16 protein-coding genes are annotated in these 23,118 nt (G+C 36.1%); 7 read left to right on the plus strand and 9 right to left on the minus strand.

The window, feature by feature from the left end; all coding sequences use genetic code 11:
* Positions 1-4: 4 nt before the first annotated feature.
* The 6 genes from ric to JC605_RS21105 all read right to left on the minus strand — a co-directional run bounded on the left by ric (position 5) and on the right by JC605_RS21105 (position 6,784).
* The gene (gene ric / locus JC605_RS21080) at positions 5-736 is read right to left on the minus strand and encodes an iron-sulfur cluster repair di-iron protein (RefSeq protein ID WP_198858073.1); all 732 of its coding nucleotides are present in this window, start codon (positions 734-736) and stop codon (positions 5-7) included.
* A gap of 30 nt (positions 737-766) precedes the next feature.
* On the minus strand, positions 767-2,281 hold the full coding sequence (gene nadB, locus JC605_RS21085; RefSeq protein ID WP_198858074.1) for an L-aspartate oxidase: 1,515 nt from the start codon (positions 2,279-2,281) through the stop codon (positions 767-769).
* 29 nt (positions 2,282-2,310) lie between these two features.
* The gene (nadA, locus tag JC605_RS21090) at positions 2,311-3,243 is read right to left on the minus strand and encodes a quinolinate synthase NadA (RefSeq protein WP_198858075.1); all 933 of its coding nucleotides are present in this window, start codon (positions 3,241-3,243) and stop codon (positions 2,311-2,313) included.
* A 192-nt stretch (positions 3,244-3,435) separates the two neighbouring features.
* Positions 3,436-5,433, minus strand: coding sequence for a TonB-dependent receptor (locus JC605_RS21095; protein WP_233074189.1), 1,998 nt, complete (start codon positions 5,431-5,433; stop codon positions 3,436-3,438).
* A gap of 59 nt (positions 5,434-5,492) precedes the next feature.
* Positions 5,493-6,341: a hypothetical protein gene (locus tag JC605_RS21100; protein ID WP_198858076.1), complete on the minus strand. Its 849-nt coding sequence runs from the start codon at positions 6,339-6,341 to the stop codon at positions 5,493-5,495.
* A gap of 74 nt (positions 6,342-6,415) precedes the next feature.
* The gene (locus JC605_RS21105; protein WP_233074190.1) at positions 6,416-6,784 is read right to left on the minus strand and encodes a hypothetical protein; all 369 of its coding nucleotides are present in this window, start codon (positions 6,782-6,784) and stop codon (positions 6,416-6,418) included.
* Positions 6,785-6,911: 127 nt separating this feature from the next.
* Here JC605_RS21105 and JC605_RS21110 point away from each other — a divergent pair, with 127 nt between their 5' ends.
* The 7 genes from JC605_RS21110 to JC605_RS21140 are packed head-to-tail and all read left to right on the plus strand — an operon-like array spanning position 6,912 to position 13,584.
* A complete protein-coding gene (locus JC605_RS21110; RefSeq protein WP_109193600.1) occupies positions 6,912-7,388 on the plus strand; it encodes a c-type cytochrome in 477 nt (158 codons plus the stop codon).
* A 32-nt stretch (positions 7,389-7,420) separates the two neighbouring features.
* Positions 7,421-9,394, plus strand: a complete 1,974-nt coding sequence (nosZ, locus tag JC605_RS21115) for a Sec-dependent nitrous-oxide reductase (protein ID WP_198858077.1) — start codon at positions 7,421-7,423, stop codon at positions 9,392-9,394.
* A gap of 54 nt (positions 9,395-9,448) precedes the next feature.
* A complete protein-coding gene (locus JC605_RS21120) occupies positions 9,449-10,450 on the plus strand; it encodes a nitrous oxide reductase accessory protein NosL (RefSeq protein ID WP_233074191.1) in 1,002 nt (333 codons plus the stop codon).
* A gap of 28 nt (positions 10,451-10,478) precedes the next feature.
* The gene (locus tag JC605_RS21125) at positions 10,479-11,711 is read left to right on the plus strand and encodes a nitrous oxide reductase family maturation protein NosD (protein ID WP_198858078.1); all 1,233 of its coding nucleotides are present in this window, start codon (positions 10,479-10,481) and stop codon (positions 11,709-11,711) included.
* Positions 11,708-12,430: an ABC transporter ATP-binding protein gene (locus JC605_RS21130; RefSeq protein WP_198858079.1), complete on the plus strand. Its 723-nt coding sequence runs from the start codon at positions 11,708-11,710 to the stop codon at positions 12,428-12,430. Before JC605_RS21125 ends, JC605_RS21130 begins: the two co-directional genes overlap by 4 nt.
* Positions 12,414-13,181: an ABC transporter permease subunit gene (locus JC605_RS21135; protein WP_198858080.1), complete on the plus strand. Its 768-nt coding sequence runs from the start codon at positions 12,414-12,416 to the stop codon at positions 13,179-13,181. The genes JC605_RS21130 and JC605_RS21135 overlap by 17 nt, the downstream gene beginning before the upstream one ends.
* A 31-nt stretch (positions 13,182-13,212) precedes the next feature.
* Complete coding sequence (locus JC605_RS21140; RefSeq protein WP_198858081.1) at positions 13,213-13,584, plus strand: group III truncated hemoglobin; 372 nt, start codon at positions 13,213-13,215, stop codon at positions 13,582-13,584.
* A gap of 137 nt (positions 13,585-13,721) precedes the next feature.
* Here the strand turns inward: JC605_RS21140 and JC605_RS21145 are convergent, their stop codons facing one another.
* The 3 genes from JC605_RS21145 to JC605_RS21155 all read right to left on the minus strand — a co-directional run bounded on the left by JC605_RS21145 (position 13,722) and on the right by JC605_RS21155 (position 23,116).
* A complete protein-coding gene (locus JC605_RS21145; RefSeq protein WP_198858082.1) occupies positions 13,722-14,318 on the minus strand; it encodes a Crp/Fnr family transcriptional regulator in 597 nt (198 codons plus the stop codon).
* 249 nt (positions 14,319-14,567) lie between these two features.
* A complete protein-coding gene (locus JC605_RS21150; RefSeq protein WP_198858083.1) occupies positions 14,568-15,881 on the minus strand; it encodes an OmpA family protein in 1,314 nt (437 codons plus the stop codon).
* 29 nt (positions 15,882-15,910) lie between these two features.
* Positions 15,911-23,116: an MBG domain-containing protein gene (locus tag JC605_RS21155; RefSeq protein WP_198858084.1), complete on the minus strand. Its 7,206-nt coding sequence runs from the start codon at positions 23,114-23,116 to the stop codon at positions 15,911-15,913.
* Positions 23,117-23,118: the final 2 nt, after the last annotated feature.

Below are 23,118 nucleotides of genomic sequence, written 5' to 3' on the forward strand. Positions count from 1 at the left end.
TTATTTATGACACTTTTTCAAATGTTTTTTCAAGCTCAATTGCTTTTGGAAACAAGATGTTGTTTTCCAGATGAATGTGCTTTTTTAAATCCTTGTCAAATTCTTCTAGCATTAGAAAAGCTACTTTATAAGTGTTACATGAGTCAACTGGCGGTGTATAATTATTGGTTAAAGCCGCAATTCTCTTAAAGCGTTGTCCTTCTGTAACATGATCATCTTTTAAGGTTACAATTGGTGCTTCAATAGATAAAAAAGGCGGTGTTTCCAGTTCTGTACCTTTACTGTGTGCGGCTTTCATTTTTTTAATAAAAGGAAAAACAACCAACTCTTCTCTTTTCATATGAGCCGTCAGATCTAAATACGTTTTTGAAAAAATAGTATGAATTTCATGAAGCTCAGGATGAATCGCACCGTGAACACCGCATAATTTATTTAAATACTCCAATATAACAGGGGACTTTTCTGTAACATATCTATGATGGGTTTTTGTTATATAATCTGCAATCATGTCTGCAGACCAGCTTTTATAATCAAAAGACTGATTGGCAGAACTGTTTCTTGCTTTTTCAATATGTTCAATAAGAACACTTTCTTCTATATCTCTTTTTTTGCAGACTTCTTCGATAGTTCGATGTCCTTTGCAACAGAAATCAATATGGAATTTTGTAAAAATGGCTGCTGTTTTGAAATCATCTGCGACGATTTCACCAATGGTTGTTTTACTTGTTAGTTTCATAATGGTTGGGGGTATAGATTTTTTATGGTTTCAGCATATTTTTTGGTCTTCTGCAGCTTTACATTGTTTAATGATTAACAAAGAAGCGGCAATCATGTTCGAAAATTCGATAAATGGAATCGTAATTTCGTGGGCTTCTGTAAGCGAAACGGCATAATTATGAAGCTCTTTTATTTTTTCAAAAGCTAACTCAGCATCACGTTCTTCACTTGTGTAAAATGAAGTAACCAGTTTTTGCAATTCTTTTTTAAGTATTTCAAAAGCAAGATAATCATCGATTTGATGTGCCTTCGGAAACTTCGGAATTAGTATTTGTGATGAAAAAATAAATTCGGCAATGGTTTTATCTACATTTTCTGAAGCCTGATGTGCAAAGACCAAACCTTCAAGAAGAGAGTTTGATGCGAGACGATTTTTACCATGAAGACCTGTTCTAGCGCATTCCCCAATTGCGTAAAGATTTTTTATTGAGGTAACTCCATTTTGATCCACTTTAATTCCGCCACACTGATAATGAGCTGCAGGAACAACAGGGATTAGATCTTTTTCAGGTCGAATTCCTAACTCATTGCAATGAGCTGTAATTACAGGAAATTGATTTGAAAAAGCTTTAGCATCTAAGTGTCTGCAGTCTAAATAGACATGATTTTTTCCGCTTATTTGAAGCTCCTTACTAATGGCACTTGAAACCATATCTCGTGTAGCCAATTCGCCTCGAATATCATATTTGAATAAAAATCTTTTTCCTTCATCATTTACTATATAAGCACCAAAGCCTCTAACAGCTTCGGAAATTAAAAACAACGGATTTTCTTTTCCTGTATATAAAGCTGTTGGATGAAACTGAATGTATTGCATATCAGTAATTTCGGCACCTGCACGAGCTGCAATTGCTAATCCGTCTCCTGTTGCTATTTTTGGATTTGTTGTGTTTTCAAAAAGTTGACCGCATCCGCCTGTGCACAAAATAACAGTTCTTGCTCTAATGTATTTAATTCGGTTATGTTTCTTTTCAAAGAAAAATGCCCCGGTACAAGTAGTTTTAGCTTTTTTTGTTTCGGTATTTAAGTCAATGACCATATGATTTTCTAAGAGCTCAATATTGGGCATTTTCTTGATTATTTTGAGCAGTTTCTGCTCGATTTCCTGTCCGGAGCTATCTTTATGATGTAATATTCTATGTTGTGAATGCCCGCCTTCTAAACCTAGATCCCATTGTCCTTTTTCATTTTTATCAAAAGAAGCACCTATTTCGATTAGTTCTCGAAGTCTTTCGGGAGCTTGTTTGATAACCATATTAACAACTTCTCTATCGCAGAGGCCTCCGCCAGAACGAAGCGTATCATGTATGTGTTTGTTAAAACTGTCTTTTATTAGGTCTGTCACTACAGCAATACCGCCTTGAGCAAGCTGTGTATTGGTATTTTTGGCTGTTTCTTTCGTCATTATAACAATAGATAAGTCTGGGCGTTTTTTTGCTGTTTTCATAGCAAAAAATAATCCCGAAATACCAGAACCGATGATAAGTATATCTGTTTTAAGCATGTTATTTTGATTTAAGGTTATTGCATTTTTTATGATAGTTCGAGCATTCTTTTAATAGGCTTTAAGGCTTCTATTCTCAGCTCGTCTTTAATTAGCATTTCTGGTCTTTCATTTTTGAGGCATAAATACAGTTTTTCGAGTGTATTCATTTTCATATAAGCACATTCACTGCAGGCACAGCTATTGTGATCTGTGGTAGGAGCCGGAATCAGCGTTTTATCGGGTACAGCTTTTGAAAGCTCATGCAGGATACCGGCTTCTGTGGCCACAATGAAAACGGCAGCAGGATCCGTTTTAATGAAATTAATAATTCCCGAAGTCGAGCCAATGTAATGTGCTGCTTTTAAAATATGTTCTTCAGATTCAGGGTGTGCCGCAATTTTTGCAGTCGGGTTTTTGTTATATATTTCAATTAGTTTGTCTAATGAAAAGGCTTCATGCACAACACAAGAGCCTTTCCATAAGACCAGTTCGCGTTTGGTTTCTTTTTGAAGGTATTTGCCCAAGTTTTCATCTGGAGCAAATATGATTTTTTGTTCTGCTGGTATAGATTCGATTATCTTTTTTGCATTTGCCGATGTGCAGACTAAATCGCTCATAGCTTTTATTTGGGCAGAACAATTGATGTAAGTGACTACAATATGATCGGGATGCTGTTCTTTGAATACTCTAAAATCTTCAGGCGGACAGCCATCAGCAAGTGAACAGCCAGCGTTCCAATCAGGTAATACTACTTTTTTGTTTGGATTTAAAATTTTTGCTGTTTCTGCCATAAAGTGGACTCCTGCAAAAACAATAATATCAGCATTTGTATTTTGAGCTTTTTTTGCCAGTTCAAGACTATCTCCAATAAAATCTGCTATTTCCTGAATATCCTCATCTTGATAATAATGAGCCAGGATAACGGCATTTTTTTCCTTTTTCAATCGGAGTATTTCCTGTACTAAAAAGTTCTTGTTCATTTTTTCTTGTTTGAATTTTCGGCTTCGTTAACCTATAAAACTGTTGGGTATTTATGTTTTAAGCTTGTATCAAAATATATTTTAATACATAATTTTAATAGGGTAAATATATTATCATCATTTTTTTCAAAACATGATTCTAATCATACTGTTTTATATTTGTTTGTATATGTTAACCTTGAGAATTGAATTCTAATTAAAAGAGAAGCTGAGATTTACAAAGACATTTCGCCCCATTCGAGGAATTTTATTCCAGTCGGCATAAGTGGTGTAATATTTATCAAAAATGTTTTCTACGCCACTTTGTATTTTTAATTTGTTCTGACTCCAATTGAAAGTATAGCCTGCATTAATTCCAAAAATGAGATAATCTGGAGTTTTAGTTTGCCCGTACACTTTTGCAAATTCATTTTGAGCCAGATTTCCTAAAGCATTAATTCCAGCATTAAAATTTTCTTTCTTAAAATCGATTCCGGCGCTGTATTTAATTGGACTTATAAATGGCAGATTATTTCCGTCATTATCTTTTCCTGAACTATAAGTGAGTTGCGATTTGAATTGCCAATTTTCCAGAAAATCATAAGTCAGATTAAAATCGGTATTGAATATTTTGGCATTGTCTATGGCCTCATATCTTTTTACTCCAGAAGCACCAATAGTCATAGGAAGCGTATTAGGGTCAATTTTGCCTATTATATAATTTGAAAAATAGAAATAGGATCCTGTAATTTTTGCTGTGATTTGCGATTTTTTATAGCCAATTGAAAAGTTTCCCTCAAGAGCATTTTCATTTTTTAGATTAGGATTTCCTATATAATCATAAAAATCACTGCTGTTATACAGATAAAATCCGTAGCCTTCAGAAACTGAAGGAGCTCTTTCGGCGTAAGCCAAACCAAATCCGAACTCAAATTGCCCTTCATTTTTGGTATAATTTGCGGCAAAGCTTTTTAGAAAACGGTTTTTTGAAGCATCCATATCAGGATAAAAAATGCGGAGACTTGCTAATCCAAAATCATTTGCTACAGTATTATTCTGGAATCCGAGATTTGCACCAATTCTCAGATGATCTTTTTCGGAAATTTTGATATTATCTTCTAAAGACAATCCGTTGTATAAAGTTCTGACATCTGGCCAAGTATACATAAACATCAGATTTTCGTTAGGATCTGAAGGATACATTGTCATCTCTGCAATTGACTTATTGTAAAAACCGTTCAAGTCAGCTAGAAAATTATGGTTTTTAATTTTTCCTTTAATTCTCGAATAATAACCATAAGTATCAGACCATCCCGGCATATCCATGTGTATCGGTACGCTTGGTCTTTTGGTATCGTCCATTTTATGATTTATAGAATTGTAATATCCTTTTGTTTCCCAATTTGTTATCAGACTTGATTTTGGCACATATTTATAACTTAGAGATACAATTTTAGCTTCGGCTAAAGAAACATCCATAGGAAGGGCGGGGTAGCCCACATTTGTTGCTTTGTCATAAATTACAGAAGCTTCCAAAAGGTTTTGTTTGTTTATAAAATATCCTGCACTGGCAGAAATATTGTATTTGGTAAATTGAGAAAAACTCAGTTCTTTGTTTCCACCTGCTTTATAATTATCGGCATCACGATGCATAAAATCGATATGGGTGTAGAAACGAGAATCATTGTAACCTAAAGACGCACCAATAATTTTTTGAAGATTATTGCTTTCAAAACCAGAATTTAAACTGCCGTTCCAGCCTGTATTTTTATCACTAAACTGATTACGTTTTAAATCGACAGATCCGCCAATTCCTGCACCATGACAGCTTGCTTGCTGTCCTGACGCTACGCTGGCTTCGGCCAAATTTGAAACCTCAACATAAGAAGTAATCGGATCCATTTTGTCGGTACACGCGCCAAAGATGCGCATCCCGTCAATAGTAATCACGGTACGCTCTGTAGCCATGTTATTTATAACAGGCTCCCACGCATAAGCACCTCTTTTAATCATATTTACTTTTGATGATTTTGAGAGATATTCTTCTACAGAGGTTAATGATTTTGATTGTTTTAGATGCAAAGAAGGTTTGCTTCCAATGACGATTATTTCATTAAGCTTTACGGTTTCAAGACTATCATTTGGTTTTTCCTGCGCCCAGCATATTGTTGAAAATACAGCCAAGAAGGTTGCTGTTAGATTTTTCATCATTTCATACTTTAATAGAAAGAGACAAATTGTGTTATGCCTCTTTCTTGTTATTTTTAAGTTTAAAATTCAATCTCAAAATAAAGACTGCTTGATGTATTGTCTGCTGTAACAGGTTCTCCTTTGATAGTTTCGTTTTTGTCGTTAAGAACTTGAAGATTTATTTTCCAATATCCAGTCATGGTCAAAGAAAGTTTTCCTTTATAAAAACTATTAGTTTCAGATTGAAGCAAATCTGTATTGTTTGGAGAACCATGATTACCCATGCTCGGCATTCTTGGATCGATTTTAACTTTGAAATTGTTTACAGCCTCAAAATTCATCATATCCTTCATTTTGTAAATTCCTACTGTCATGTCGTTTATTGCCACTTTTGGAGAAGATGGTGCGATATAGGCAATTACATAATTGCTTGTGTCGCTTCCTTTAAAAGAGCTTACAGTTCGTTTTGCCGATGAAGGAACATTTATTTTGTCTGCTGCAGTGTAGGTAACATTATCAACCGTGTAATTAAAAGTGAGTTCCCAATATTCTGTTGCATTTTGTGCCATCTGAAAAATGATATCGCCTTCATATAAAGTCTTTTTGTCTGATGCTTTAGTAACAACTGATTTTGGACAAGAATGCTGCATCATGCTCATGTGCATAAGCGGTGTCCATTCAAGTTTTGTATCTGTAATATAATTGTTGGTTTTCTTGTCTTTTATTCGAAGCGAAATATGATTATATCCTTGAACTAGAGAACCTGTTGATGAGTACAATTCTATAATATGAGTATCATTTGCGATTTCCTGTATTTTATGAAGTCCGCTTGTTTCATCAACTGGAATTGAAGAAGAATCGTTATCAGAAGAGCAAGATAATGAGGTAATTGCTAGAAATAAAATGGCTGTGTATTTTAAAATTTTCATGAGATTTTAATTTAAATAATGATAATAATAGGTCTATCGAATGAATTCGATAGAAGGAAAAGAATGAAATAAAATCAGATGAAAATCGGAGGACGGAAGATGTTGACGGCCTCTAAATGAGAATATAAGTTGTTATAAAATGCATTTACTATAAAAGTAGAAACTCTATTTTTTTCAAAAGAGAATACTGGGATTTGTACCGTAAACAGAATCACAGTTTCTGCTGTTTCACTTTTCTTTTCGTTAGAAGCCGGTGTATCATTTTTATAGCTTTTTGCCAGTTCTTTTTTCAAATGACATTTTCCGTTACAATGCAATTCTGGAGCATTTTTGTTTTCGCATAATTCAGTTGCAATGTAATGGTAGTTGACCACATAATCCAGAAATGGAAATGCTGGGCGAAATACCACTGCAAATAAAAATATGTAAACACAAAACTTCATTGCTTGTTGATTTTTGAGAATACGAAGGTATTATGAACTTTTTTTTGAGGATATGATTGCAATCATACTTTACTAAAAACAAGTTTTAGAATTTTGATCAAAAGTTTAACAAGTAAAAAACAAAGTAATGAACAGATTATTTTTATTAACCATGTTTGGTTTTGCCCTGCTCACGTCATGCGGGAAAGAAAAGTCAAACACCGATCAGGATTTTTCTACTCCAGCTGCAGCTGAGAAAACAGCTGATGCAGAATCTTACGATCCAAAAAGAGGTCTTGGTAAGTATGAAACAGTTGAATTAGGAGCTTCTTTGGATAAAGCATTAGCTGAAAAAGGACTTAAAACTGCTGAAGTAAAATGTACTTCCTGTCATAAACCAACAGACGAAAAATTAGTTGGTCCTGGATGGAAAGGGGTAACAAAAAGAAGAACTCCTCAATGGATCATGAATTTTATTACCAATCCTGACCCAATGATTGACAAAGATCCAGAATTGCAGGCACAATTAGAGCTATGCATGATTCGTATGCCTAATCAGGGATTAACAGAAGATGAAGCAAGATCTATTTTGGAGTATATGCGCCAGAATGATGGAGTGAAATAATTAAAAGGAATCAAAATCAAAATAATAGCCTTATGAAAAATAAATTTTTAAAATCGATTTTCGTTGTTACGTTAGGGTGTGCTTTGTTTGTTTCGTGCAAACCGAAAGACTCTACAGACGCTGTTGAAGGCGATGCCGCTCAGAAAGTGTATGTGGCACCCGGAAAATATGATGAATTTTACAACTTTGTATCGGGCGGTTTTAGCGGTCAGGTCAGTGTTTACGGACTTCCGAGCGGAAGATTGTTAAGAGTAATGCCTGTATTTTCTGAAGATCCGCAAAGTGGTTATGGATACAGCGAAGAAACAAAACCAATGTTGAATACCTCTCATGGTTATGTGCCTTGGGACGATCAGCATCACTTGGATTTATCGCAAACAAACGGAGAAGTTGATGGACGATGGATTTTCGCTAATGCGAATAATACGCCACGTATTGCGCGTATTGACTTGAAAACGTTTAGAACTGCCGAAATTATTGAGCTACCAAACTGTGCAGGTAATCACTCTTCGCCATTTATTACGGAGAACACAGAATATGTAGTAGGAGCAAGCCGTTTTAGTGTGCCGCCAGATAATGATAATGGCGATGTGCCTATTAACACGTACAAGAAAAACTTTAAAGGATATCTTAGTTTCGTTAAAATTGGTAAAGAAGGTCAATTGGATCTTTCTTTCCAAATCGTTGCTCCAGGTGTGAATTTTGATCTTAGCCACCCAGGAAAAAAAGAATCTCACGGATGGTTTTTCTTCTCTTGCTATAATACAGAACAAGCCAATACCTTATTGGAAGTTAATGCTTCTAAAAATGATAAAGATTTTATCATGGCAGTGAACTGGAAAAAAGCAGAAGAATATATTAAAGCTGGAAAAGGAAAACGAATTCCTGCAAAATATGCCCATAATACTTGGGATGAAAAAACTCAAAGTGCTAAATCTGTAATCATGAATGAGGTTTTAACTCTAGATGCTTCAGAATTGAAAGATATCTGTTATATGATTCCTTGTCCGAAATCGCCTCACGGCTGTGATATTGATCCAACAGGAGAATATATTATTGGAAGTGGAAAATTGGCAGCTTTGATTCCAGTGTTTAGTTTCACAAAATTAAAAGATGCAATTGCTAAAAAACAATTCGATGGTGCTTATGCAGGAATTCCAGTTGTAAAATATGAAGCAGCACTTTATGGTGAAGTTCAAAAACCTGGTTTAGGGCCTTTGCATACAGAATTTGATGGAAAAGGAAATGCTTATACTACAATGTTCGTTTCATCTGAGGTTGTAAAATGGAACATCAAAGACTTAAAAGTTTTAGACAGAAAAGCAACTTATTATTCTCCTGGACACTTAATGGTTCCTGGTGGAAATACAGAAAAACCATTTGGAAAATACATGGTGGTTTACAACAAAATTACCAAAGACCGTTTCTTACCAACTGGACCAGAATTAGCTCAAAGTGCACAGTTGTTTGATATTAGCGGAGATAAAATGAAATTGCTTCTGGATTTCCCAACTATTGGAGAACCACACTACGCACAAGGTATTCCAGCAGATAAAGTTAGAAATAATGGACAGCTGAAATATTATGATATTGTGGCCAATAAACATCCTTTTGCGACTAAAGGTGAAAAAGAATCTAAAGTAGTTCGAGAAGGCAATAAAGTACATATTTATATGACTTGTATTCGTTCGCACTTTGCACCAGATAATATCGAAGGAATTCGCGTTGGAGACGAAGTGTATTTTCATGTTACCAATCTTGAGCAAGACTGGGATGTTCCTCACGGATTTGCTATCAAAGGAGCAAACAACGCCGAATTGCTAATCATGCCAGGAGAAACCTTAACATTAAAATGGGTTCCTGAGAAAAAAGGAATCTTCCCATTCTATTGTACAGACTTCTGCAGTGCATTGCACCAAGAAATGCAAGGGTATGTGCGTGTTTCGCCAGCAGGAAGCAACGTTCCGATTACTTACAGTGTAGGTACCAATTTACCAAAAGAATAGTCAGTAACCATAAGGGAACAAAGTATTCTTTGTTCCCTTTTATTTTGAATTATTATGAAAAATAAAAAACTATCCCCTTTTTCTAAAGTTATGCTATTTTTATCAGGGCTTTTATTAATTGGAGCTGTATTCTTTCCTATTTGGAAAATTGAACTTACGGCACCCCAATATCCTGAAGGTTTGGTATTAAAACTTCATGCTTCTAAGATTGCTGGCGATGTTGATATTATAAACGGATTGAATCATTATATTGGAATGAAAACTCTGCATACAGAAGATTTTATTGAGTTTAAAGTGCTACCGTTTATTCTTGCAGGATTAGGAATTGTTTCAATTGCTTGTGCATGGAAATCAAATAGAAAAGGACTCTTTATTTTCTTCTTTTCTTTTGTGATTTTTGGAATATTATCTGCTTGCGATTTCTACAGATGGAATTATGAATATGGACATAATCTAGATCCGAATGCTGCTATTAGAGTTCCCGGAATGGCTTATCAGCCACCAATGCTTGGATACAAACAATTATTAAATTTTGGCGCTTATTCAATTCCGGATATTGGAGGATGGATGCTAATTGTAGTTGGAGCTTTGCTATTTGCTGCTATTATAAAGGAAAAATATACTAAACCATCTGGTCGGCTCTTGGGCATTTTGCTGGTTCCTGCTTTTCTTTTTTCATGTTCTGGAGACAAACCTGTTCCTATTAAACTAAATACTGATAATTGTGATTTCTGTATGATGGGAATTAGTGACGGAAGACACGGAGCCGAAATTATTACAGAAAAAGGAAGGGCATATAAGTTTGATGATATTGCTTGTATGGCACATTATTGTAAAGAGCATAAAGACAGTAAAATAAAAGCATATTACGTACACGATTACGCCAAAAATAATGAATTAATAAAGGCAGAAAACGCTTTTTTTGTTTCAGGTGGCATGATAAAAAGTCCAATGAACGGAAATATTGCCGCTTTTTCTAATAAGAGTGAGGCAAAAGCTTTTGAAGCAAAATCAAAAGGAGTTGAAACAGAATGGACTGCAATTTTGAATAAATAAAATGCCATCTTAATTAAAATATTGAATCATGAAATTTCATTTTTGCCTTTCATTCCTATTGTTTTTTAATTGTCTCTGGTCTCAAAAGATTGAAGTAGGTTCAGATAAGTCAGTTAAAACAATTAAAAAGGCAATAGAACTTGCCAAATCTGGTGACACCATTATAGTCAATAAAGGCATTTATCGAGAAGGCAATATTATTATAGATAAAAAATTAATTCTACAAGGAAAAGGCTTGCCAGTTCTGGATGGACAGCAAAAATATGAAGTAGTTTCGATAAAAGCCGACAGCGTAGTTTTCTCTGGGTTTAAAGTTATCAATTCAGGATATGCTTCTCTTAATGATCCCTGTGGAATTAAAATATACGATAAAATCGGAGTTGTAGTAAAAGACAATGTTCTAGATAATAATTTTTTCGGAATTTATGTTCAGAAAGGATCAAACTGCATCGTAAAAAACAATACCATAAAAGCTTATCAAAAAGAAGAACAGCGTATTGGCAATGGCATTCATTGCTGGAAAAGCGATAGTATGCAGATTATAGGAAATAGAATTTCGGGACATCGTGACGGAATTTATTTTGAGTTTGTTTCTAATTCTGTCATTTGGCGAAATGTATCTAAAGCCAACATTCGTTACGGATTACACTTTATGTTCTCTAATGATGATTCTTATATAGGCAATGTTTTTAAAAATAATGGAGCAGGAGTGGCGGTTATGTTTACCAAAAATGTAAAAATGTTCAACAATTATTTTGAAGAGAACTGGGGCGACGCTGCTTATGGTTTACTGCTCAAAGAAATTTCGGATAGCTATATTGTTGGAAATAAATTTATCCGCAATACTTCTGGAATTTATATGGAAGGAACAAGCCGTGTAAAATTGGAAAAGAACATTTTTAAAGACAATGGCTGGGGAATGAAAGTACAGGCAAGCTGTATGGATAATGTGGTTTCGTTTAATAATTTTCTTTCCAATACTTTCGATATCAGTACTAACGGAAGCCTTGTTCTAAATCATTTCAATAATAATTATTGGGATAAATATGAAGGCTACGATTTAAATCGGGACGGGATTGGCGATGTGCCTTTTCATCCGCTGAGTCTTTTTGCTGTTATTACAGAAAACAATCCTTCGGCTATGCTTTTGTTCCGAAGTTTTATGATTACGCTTTTGGATAAATCAGAAAAAATCCTTCCGAGCATAACACCCGACAATTTTGTAGATGAATCTCCCGAAATGAAATCTCTTGTATTATGATTACTTTAAAAAATATAAATAAAAAATTTGGAAGACTGCAGGTTTTGCAAGATGTGAACCTTGAGTTTAAAGCAGGAGAATGCATTGCGCTTATTGGTCCAAACGGCTGTGGAAAAACAACTTTGATAAAATCGATCTTAGGAATGGTATTGCCTGATAGTGGTGATATTTTACTTCATGAAGAATCGATCTTAAAGAAATTTGAATATCGAAATACTATTGGATACATGCCACAAATTGGCCGTTATCCTGATAATATGACCATTTCTCAGATTATAGAAATGATCAAGCAGATTCGGAATTCGAAGAAGGAATTGGATGAAGATTTGATAAAAGCTTTCAAATTGGATAAAATGAGCGACAAACAAATGAGGACACTTTCTGGCGGAACAACACAAAAAGTAAGTGCAACATTAGCTTTCCTTTTTAATCCTGATGTTTTAATTCTAGACGAACCGACTGCAGGACTAGATCCGTTGGCGGCTGAAATCTTGAAGGAGAAAATCATTAAAGAGAAAAACAAAGGAAAATTAATCTTGATTACTTCGCATTTGTTGAGTGAATTGGATGATATGATTACTCAAATCATTTTTATGCAGGACGGAAAAGTACATTTTCATAAAACGATTAAAGATCTTTTGGAATCAACCGGAGAAAACAAAATTTCAAAATCTATTGCCACAATATTAAAAGAAAAGCAGCATGAACAGAATAATTAAAATTGTCTTATTGGATATTCTTAAAAATAAGATTGTTGTGAGTTATGCTCTAATTCTAGCGCTGCTTTCTTGGGGATCTTTTTTGCTTGAAGACAATACAGCCAAAGGTTTACTAACTATTTTGAATGTTATTTTATTCACAGTTCCACTGGTATCGATACTTTTTTCAACTATTTATATTTACAATAGTTCAGAGTTTATAGAACTTTTGTTGAGCCAGCCTATTAAAAGAAAGAAAATCTGGATTAGTTTGTTTACAGGACTTTCTATTGCAATGCTTTTAGCTTTTTTTCTTGGAGCAGGAATTCCTCTTTTGGTAAATGCGCCAGGAATGGCAGGATTGATGATGGTTCTGTCTGGAAGTTTAATTTCTGTTGTTTTTGTGTCACTGGCCTTTTTGAGCTGTATTTTAACTCGAGATAAAGCAAAGGGAATAGGCTTAGCCATTTTATTTTGGATGTATTTTGCCATATTGTTTGATGCTTTGGTGTTATTTCTTTTGTTTCAATTTGCAGAATATCCAATCGAAGAAGCGATGGTAGGAATTACGGCTTCAAGTCCGATTGATTTGGCTAGAATACAAATATTGCTGCATTTAGATCAATCTGCTATGATGGGTTATACAGGTGCTATTTTTAAAGATTTTTTCGGAACAACTATCGGGTTGCTGATTTCTTTTTTACTGCTTGTTTTGTGGATAGCAGTTCCGTTTTTAATTTCGGTTAGAAAATTTGTCCGTAAGGATCTTTAATTTTTTATTATTTATTCAGAACAAAAGAAATATGAAAACAGATATTAAAAATAAAGATGATATAATTGTATTGGTAGATGCTTTTTACTTGAAAGTAAAATCAGATTCAACAATTGGGTATTTGTTTACAGAAGTGGCTATGGTCAATTGGCAGAAACACTTGCCGATTATGTACGATTTTTGGGATAATATTCTTTTTCATACTGGGAATTTTGAAGGCAACCCGATGCTGAAACATCGAATGTTAGATCAAAAAAGTAGACTTGCAGAAACTCATTTTAAACATTGGACAAAGCTTTGGAAAAAAACAGTCGATGATTTGTTTGAAGGAGAAAATGCTGATGAGATAAAAGTGCGGGCAGAGAATATTTCAAAATTAATGATGAATAAAGTCATTTCTTAATACAAAAACGGGAACTAAAAAAGTTCCCGTTTTTATTTTTAAAGCTATTAGAACTGAATTAATAATTTCTTTTAACCTTTTACAAAAGAAGAAAAAACCGTGTTGGTTTGGTATGATTCAAATCATAAGACAGGAAATTAGTAAAACAATTTATGATCTATAATTTCAATTTTTTTGTTTTTACTCATAAGTGACAATGTGCGTATTACGGTTTCTACCCGCAGTCCTGTAAAGTCAGCAATTTCTTGTCTCGTATATGGAATTTTCATTTTTATTGATGCGGCTACGTTATTTTGTTTTTTTAGATTATCTAAAAAATATTGAATGCGATATTCTGGTTTATGATTGACTATATTTTTAGAAAAGACAATTTTGTTATAGATTTTCCATGCAAATAGCTTGAGTATCCTAAATTGTATTTCTGGATTTTCTTCTAGAAAAGAAAAAAAGCTGTTTTTGGATAATTTTAAAATGATACAATCTGTTTGCGCAATTGCGGTAGCAGGGTAGGGTTGTCCGATAAAAAGTGGCGGTTCGCCAAAACTATTTCCTTCATTAAAAATACCAACCGTCAGATCTTTGCCATCTTCATTGGTATAACTCATTTTTACCGTTCCTTCTAAAATTTGAAAATAGGAAAGTGCAACATCATTTTCAAAAAAAATAATTGAGTTTTTAGGAACTTTTTTAGCCACAGCTCCCCAAGTATAAAGCAAATCAGTATCAATGTGCATGATGAAACAATTATTGCATTTTGAAGAATTGGTTAAGTATTTGGTTTTGTTTTTATTAGGGCAAATAAAAGTATTAAAGAGGAAAGGAAATATGATAAATGTTAGCTTTTGAATTATTTTTTCGAATCAAAATATATTCTAATGAAATTTTGAAATAAAAGTATGATAAGGGAAAATTTATAAAAAGATAAAGCATGATGAAGAGTTAAACTCTTGCATCATGCTTTATACAATTGTGGATTAAAAAAATTATTTTGCGTCTATCAGCGTAAGTGTAACCCTTCTGTTTAGAGGTCTATTCTCAATTGGAATGTTTGGAACTAAAGGTTCGCTTTCACCTTTTGAAAATAAATGCATACGATTAGATTCAATTCCTTTATTCTGTAAATAATCTGAAACTGCCTGAGCTCTTTTCATTCCAATTTCAAGATTGCGTTCTTCAGTTCCTATATCACAAGTATATCCTGTAATATTAAGATCTGTATCTTTATTTGATTTTAGAATTTTAGCAATTTCGTCTAATCTTGTAGCCAATTCAGGCGTTACATTAGTGTTGCCAACTTCTTGGAAAGCAAGAGGTTTTTCAACATATGTGCGTTCAGTTGGTGTAAGTTCTTTTTTTGCAGGTGGAGCTTCAACAACTTTCTGCTGTACAGGAGCCGCTTCTTGAACAGGAGCTTCTGTCTTGGTCATGATTTCTTCTTTTGGCGGCACAGGTTCTGGTTTGTTTTTAGTTAGCATAAAACCTAATTTCAGTTGAATACCTGCAGAGAAGTAACGGCTTTCTTGAACAATTTTTCTATTGCCGATTGTACCATTTGCCTGAATATTATCAATCCCGTTTGGGCTATAAGCAACTATATTAACATCTGGATTTTCTTTTGCCATTTCTGTTAAACCGTAATCTAGATATATGCCAGTATAAAGTTGCGTTTTTTCTTTTAGTTTGAAAGTAAGACCAGTTTCTATACTTAAAAGAAAAGAAGGATCTAAGTTTACTGTTGTTTTATCTTGCCAATTGGTTACTTTACCAAATCCGTGAGAAGGCAAATCATCAATCAAGAGATTTATGTCAGGATAATAACCGCTCAATTGCAACTCAGATGCTGATGCTTTTGCTGTTTGTTTTCCTGGAAAAAGAATTTTTCCTCCAACGCCAAAATACAGTTGTGTCTGTGGTGCAATTGATGTTCTGTATTGCATCATTAATGGAACTGCAATAGAAATGAAGTGTTGATCTTCTTTATAGTTTGTCGGAGTAACTTGATACTCAAATGCAGAAGTTTGGTCATCGATTTCATAGGTTGAGATTGTAGTTCCGTTATGCAATTCAAAACTGTTCTGATTGTACATTGCATCAATTCCCGTCATTATTCCCCAGTGGCTGCTGAAGAAATAGGTGTAACCGACACCTATTCCTCCGCCAAATTTTAGTTTGCCATCTCCAAGAGTGCTATCATAAAGGATTCCTGATGGACCTCCATTAATCTTGACATTAATTTCCTGTGCTTTTATAGTGACAGTAAACAGTAGAAGTATGGCTATCGTGGTTTTAATTTTCATCGCTTGTAATTTTAAATTAAATCTCATTTTTATTTAACCAATAAGTTGATTGTTTTTAATTGACCATCAGCCAATTTAAGAACAACAATATATAGTGCAACTTGTGATGGAGCGGTTATTTCATTTTTGGCTTTTACATTTGAAATAGTCTGCACTAATTTACCTGTAATGTCATAAATCACCACTTCAGATCCACTTAATTGAGAATCACTAAAATCACATTCTAAAGTAAATTGAGCTCCCGGTTTAACTGGGTTTGGATAGATTTTTATCTTTTTGGTAAAAATTGTTCCAGTAGTCTCAATTGGACAAGATTTAATTGAATTTCCGTTTTTGTCTTTTGCAATTACATAATAAGTACCGTTTAAAGGGAGAACCTCGCTATAATACTGACGTGTTGCACCAGAAACAGCTGTTCCGTTTTTATACCACTGCCAAGCCACAAAATTATTCGATTTGTTATCAAAGAATAGCACATTTGCCCATTGCTGTACAACGAGTCCAGATTGGCTTATTTCTATTGGTTTAACAACGGCTGTAGCTTCATTATGATTCTGATCTCCATTTTGCGTTGCAGTAATGGTTGAATTTCCTGAACCTGTAATATTTAAAGTTGATCCAGAAATTGTTCCTAAAGCTGTATTTGCAATGGTATAAGAAATTGGTAATCCGCTATCTGCTGTTGCAGTTAAGGTTACGTTATCAGAATCTAAACATCCAAAATCTAAAGTTTGGTTCCAAGTGATAGTTTGGTCAGCTTTAGTAATTTCAAATTCTGCACCGGTAAAATCAATTATATAATCAGCACCAGCACTAATTGATCCTAGCTTAATGTTATATTTTCCAACATTTTCTCCAGTATCTCTTGAAAGAAGACCTGTAAGTATTGAGTTTGTGTCTCCATTAGCAAAACCTAAAGCCGTATAATTGAATACTGGATCGGTTGTACCATAAACTTTGGTATGTCCTGCTGCTGCAGTTATAGTAAGCGTATATTTTTCTGTTGTAAAACTTACTTCATTTCCATAATTAACAAAACCGTTACTGTTTACAGCATAAGTTCTAACATAATAAGTTCTATTTCCTCTAAGGCCTGATAAAGAGCTTGTAAATGTTCCTAATGCAGCAGTAACATTAATTTTAGTATCGGCTGTAGTAGGAGAGGCATGTTGTGCATATACAAAACCAACTTCTGTTAAACATTCTCCCTTGTCAGTATCTAATCCGTCAGAAGATGCAGTACCAGATAATGAAGCACCAGTTTGCGTTATTCCTGTAATAGTTGCAGTATTTAGATTAACTGGATTATCAGGCTGTGTTATGTCAATACTTAGAGAAACTGAACAGGAATTTGCATCTGTAACCGTAACCATGTAAGTTCCAGCTACTAGATTAGTTGCCGTTGAAGCATTTCCTCCAGATGGAGACCAAGCATAAGAATAAGTGCCTGTACCGCCTGTTACGCTAACTGTAGCCGAGCCATTATTTCCGTTATGGCAAGATACTGCTACAGCATTTGCTGTTAAGGTTAAAGCATCTGGTTCTGTAATTGTTATGATATTTGTCGCAGAACATGAATTTTCGTCTGTAACAGTTACTGTATAAGTTCCTGCAGTAAGGCCAGTTGCTGTTGCAGCATTTCCACCTGATGGAGACCAAGCATAAGAATAAGCGCCTGTACCACCTGTTACGCTAACTGTAGCCGATCCGTCGCTTCCGTTATGGCAAGATACTGGTGCAGCATTTGAAGTTAAGGTTAAAGCGTCTGGTTCTGTAATTGTTATGGTATTTGTTGTAGAGCATGAATTTCCATCTGTAACAGTTACTGTATAAGTTCCTGCAGTAAGGCCAGTTGCTGTCGCAGCAGTTCCGCCAGAAGGCGCCCATAAATAGCTATAATTGCCTGTTCCTCCAGTAGCCACTACAGATGCAGTACCATTATTGCCTTGGTTACAAGAAACATTGGTATGTGAATCTGATGCAGAAAGTACAGATGGCTCTGAAATTATTACTGATTCTGTTACAAAACATCCATTTGCATCTGTAACAGTAACAGAGTAAGTATTTGGACTTAATCCTGTAGCTGATGCGGCAGTTCCTCCAGATGGAGACCAAGAGTATGTATAAGTTCCAGTTCCTCCAGAAGGAGTTACAGTTGCTGTTCCGTTATTTGCTTGATTGCATAAAACATCTGTTTTGGCTATTGTCGCTGTAAGAGCAGGCGGTTCATTAATAGTTACCATTGCTGTTGCAGAACAAGAATTAGCATCTGTAACAGTTACTGTATAAGTTCCTGCTGCAAGGCCAGTTGCTGTTGCTGCATTTCCTCCAGATGGAGACCAAGCATAAGAATAGACGCCTGTACCGCCTGTTACACTAACTGTAGCCGATCCATCGCTTCCGTTATGGCAAGATACCGCTACGGCATTTGGTGTTAAGGTTAAAGCATCTGGTTCTGTAATTGTTATGGTATTTGTTGTAGAACATGAATTTTCATCTGTAACAGTTACTGTATAAGTTCCTGCAGTAAGACCAGTTGCTGTCGCAGCAGTTCCGCCAGAAGGCGCCCATAAATAGCTATAATTGCCTGTTCCTCCAGTTGCCACTACAGATGCAGTACCATTATTGCCTCCGTTACAAGAAACATTGGTATGCGAATCTGATGCAGAAAGTACAGATGGCTCTGAAATTATTACTGACTGTGTCACAAAACATCCATTTGCATCGGTAACAGTAACAGAGTAAGTATTTGGACTTAGTCCTGTTGCTGTTGCGGCAGTTCCTCCCGATGGTGACCAAGAGTATGTATAAGTTCCAGTTCCTCCAGTAGGAGTTACCGTTGCTGTTCCGTTATTTGCTTGATTACATAAAACATCTGTTTTGGCTATTGTTGCGCTAAGAATAGACGGTTCATTAATGGTTACCGTTGCTGTTGCTTCACATAAGTTAGCATCTGTAATAGTAACAGTGTAGGTTCCTGCAGATAATCCGCTGGCCGTTGCATTAGTTCCTCCTGATGGTGACCAAGAATACGTATAAAGTCCAGTTCCTCCAGTTACATTTACTGTTGCAGATCCGTTTGAACCTCCATTACAAGAAACATCCGTTTGAGATATTGATGGAATAAGTGCATCAGGTTGTGTTATAGTGAAACTTTGTGTTTTTTCACAGTAGTTTGCATCAGTAACTGTTACGGTATAAGTTCCAGCAGAAAGTCCTGTTGCGGTTGCACCGTTTCCTCCAGAAGGAGCCCAAGAATAGGTATAGGCGCCAGTTCCACCATTTACTGTTACTGAGGCAGATCCGTTTGTTCCGTCGTGACAGCTAACATTTGTTTGTGATGGAGTTATATTAATTGCTGTAGGTTCAGTAATTGTAAAATTTTTGATAATAGAACATCCGTTTGAAGAAGTGATGGTCACGGAATAGTTTCCTGCACTAAGATTCACTGCTGTTTCAGTATTAGTGACAGAAGGCGACCAAACATAAGTAAATGGACCCGGAGCTCCAGATGGAGTTACAGAAGCGCTTCCAGTTGATGAGCCATTGCATAAAACATCGACTTGAGATGTAGTAGCAACAAGGGTGTTAGTTGTTCCAATTGTGAAGTTTCGCGTTAAAGTACATCCATTACCATCTGTTACTAAAACGCTGTGTGTTCCTGCAGCTAATCCGGTTGCTATTTGTGTCGTAGCTCCAGATGGTGACCATAGATAACTATAAGGAAGAACACCGCCGCTTACATTTACAGACGCTTCTCCACCTGTTGAACAAGTTGCATTTACTTGAGAAGTTGTAGCGTTTAATGCGTAAGTTGGCTCAGAGATATTGAAGGATTTTGTAATTGTGCAATTATTCTGATCTCTAATTGTACAAGTGTAGGCACCTGCCATTAATCCAGTAGCGGTCGCCGCTGTTCCTCCCGAAGGAAGCCATTGATAAGTATAGTTACTACCAGTCCCACCAGAAGCAATAACTGTTGCCGTACCTGTTGCAGAGCCATTACACAAAACATCTGTTTGTGATTGTGTTGCCGTTAAGGCAAATGGTTGCTCAATATTATAGCTTTGTGTAGCCTGACAGTTATTTGCATCTGTAACTGTAATCGTGTAAGTACCAGCTGTAAGACCAGTTGCTGTTGCGCCAGTTCCTCCAATAGGAGACCAAGAGTAAGTATATGTTCCGACTCCTCCAGTTACAGATGCCGTAGCAGTTCCGTTTGAGCCTCCATTGCAAGAAACATCGGTTTGGCTAGGAGTTATTGATAGAATAGACGGTTGAGATATAGTAAAGTTTCTAGTTGCTGTACAGGCATTAGCGTCTGTTACTGTTACCGTATAAGTACCAGCAGAAAGACCTGTCGCTGTAGCGGTATTTTGAACAGGAGTTGTATTCCAAGAATAAGAATAAGTCCCACTTCCTGTTCCTCCTGATGCTATAACCGTCGCTGTTCCATTACCGCCTCCATAACAAGAAGTATTGTTTATAGTGCCCTCTGCGGTTGTAAGTGCCGCTGCGGGCTCTGTAAGTATAAATTCTTGGGTAGTTTGGCAATCATTAGCATCAGTAATAGTTACGGTGTAAGTTCCAGCAGCTAGTCCTGTTGCTGTAGCCTCAGTTCCTCCAGAAGGAGCCCAAGAGTAAGTATAGCCTCCTCCTCCTCCCGCAGCAGTAACAGTTGCAGATCCAGTTGTAGATCCATGACATAAAATATTTGTTTGGCCAGATGGTGTTGCAGTTAAAGCCTGTAATGGTTCTGTAATCGTAAATGAGTGGGTCGCTTGGCAATTATTAGCATCAGTAACGGTTGCGATGTAAGTTCCGGCAGTTAGTCCTGTTGCTGTTGCAGTACTTCCTCCAGTAGGTGACCAAGAGTAAGTATAAGTTCCAATTCCAGTTCCTCCTGTTGCAGAGACAGTTGCAGTTCCTGTAGCATATCCGTAGCATAAAATATTGGTTTGACCAGCTGAAGTTGCAATTACCTCTGTTGGCTGACCTACTTCAATATTACTTACTGTTGCGGTGCAGCCATTACCATCTGTAATCGTAACAGCATAAGTACCAGCACTAAGCCCAGTTCTGTCTTCAGTAGATGCGCCACCAACCCAGTTGAAAGTATAAGGTGGCTGACCTCCAGTTGGAGTAAGGTTAATGGTTCCATTTGATCCTCCAAAACAAGTAGTATTGGTTGGTAGTGCTGTACCTCCAAGCGGAGAACTAGGCTGACTAACTGTAAAAGAAGACAATGTTTTTGAGCATAAATTAGAATCAGTTATTGTAACGGTGTACGTGCCTTCGATAAGTCCTGTTCGATCTTCAGTAGTCGGCCCATCACTCCAAGAGTAGGTATAAGGACCAACACCACCGCTAGGAGTCAAGTTTATTGCTCCTGTATTTCCTCCATGGCAGGCAATATGAGTTACAGTTGCGTTCGCAGTAATTAAAGAAGATTGACCTACAGTAATGTTACTAATGTTTACTTGGCATGAATTAGAATCTGTAATAGTAACAGCATAAGTACCGGCTGTAAGTCCTGTTCTATCTTCTGTTGTAGTTACTCCATCATTCCATAAGAAAGTATAGGGTCCAGTCCCTCCAGTTGGGGTAAGATTTATGGCTCCAGTATTGCCTCCGTTGCAAGCTATATTGGTTACAACTGTTGATCCGCCAAGTGCTGCTGAAGGTTGGCCTACCACTATGTTGCTGATAGTCTGACTGCAACCGTTAGAGTCGGTAATAGTAACAGAATAGGTGCCTGCTTGAAGTAACGTTCTATCTTGAGTTGTTATTCCGCCTCCCCAATTATAAGTGTATGTTCCACTGCCACCTATAGGTGTAAGATTTATTGCTCCATTGTTTCCTCCGTTGCAAGAAACGTTGGTAATGTCGGTTGTTCCTGAGATAGCAGAGTTTTGAGTTATAGTAAAGCTTTTTGATGTTGAAGTTCCTTCACTATCTGTAATTAAAACAGAATAATTGGTTGGAGCTAAATTTACAGCGGTAGCTGCGGAACTGCCATTAGACCACAAAAAAGTGTAAGGGAATTTTCCTCCCGAAGGAGTTACTGTTGCCGTTCCGTTATTGATACCATTACAAGCACTTGTTTGCGATTGTGTAGCAGATAAGGCAGCATTGGTCATAAATGATGCAGTAGCTCCATAAGCAGTTCCAACTGAATTTGTTGCATATGCTCTATAAAATATTGTTGCCAAAGAAGGAAGCCCGCTTGCATTTACGGTAAAAGCGCTTACTCCATCAATTGCCGCTACTTGATTTACTCCCGGACCATTTATTACAGGATCTGGAATTAAAGACCAAACAATACCTCTTTGTATGGCGCCACTATCACCTCCATTATCATTTGAACCTCCCAGCGTGGCTGTAATTGCACCATGATTGGTTACAGTGGTAGTTGTTGTTACTGTTGGTACTGAGGTACAAGTTACATTTGGAGAATAGTTGCTAGGTAAGATTCCCTGAGTTCCAGAAGGAGTAGAAGTTAGGGTTGTGATTGTCCAATTAGTATAGTTATTGATACTTGCTCTTAAAGCAGTAGAAGTACCAGTTAAAGTACCTGTGTATTTTGCGAAGTATTGACTTGGCTCAGTAATATTAGGAAATAGCGAAACACAATTTACTCCGTTAGTTAATCCCGGTGGTATGATACTTTCTGCACCACCAAGACCTTGTGTTATGTCGCGGCTATTCCAATGCGTTGTAGAATCATAATTGAGAGAATTAAAATCGCCATGAATACCTGCTAAAAAAGTAATTGTGGCTGCCGAAATTGTAGGTCTAACTGTATTATCAGCACTTTGATAAGCTAGCATTTGATCGCCAGCAGATAGGTTAAAACTATAAGTAGCTCCATCTGGATTAATTAGAAAGTCACTTGCTTGGCCTCCAGTTACAGTAAAGGTATTAGCACTAGTTTCTATAACAGAAATAATTTTTCCGCAAGTCACCCCAAGAGGTATTGTCCATTTGATGTGGGGCTCTCCACTACCGATCCAGCGAGATTCAATGGGACCATCTGCCGAGAGACCTTCTTCTGTAAAGTATACAATTTCTCCAGCAGGTAGATTTTTTAGGGCTATAAAGCTAAACCCATCTTGGCCTCCAGTATCAAAGCCAATAAAAGCGATATCGCCTGGCCCTAAAGTCTGTCCTTTTATATTTTGATGTAAACCAAAGACGCAAAAGAACGTAAAAAATAAGAGTAATTTTTTTTTCATAA

Origin of the sequence: Flavobacterium sp. IB48 (assembly GCF_016405855.1) — a bacterium.
GTDB lineage: Bacteria > Bacteroidota > Bacteroidia > Flavobacteriales > Flavobacteriaceae > Flavobacterium > Flavobacterium ginsengisoli.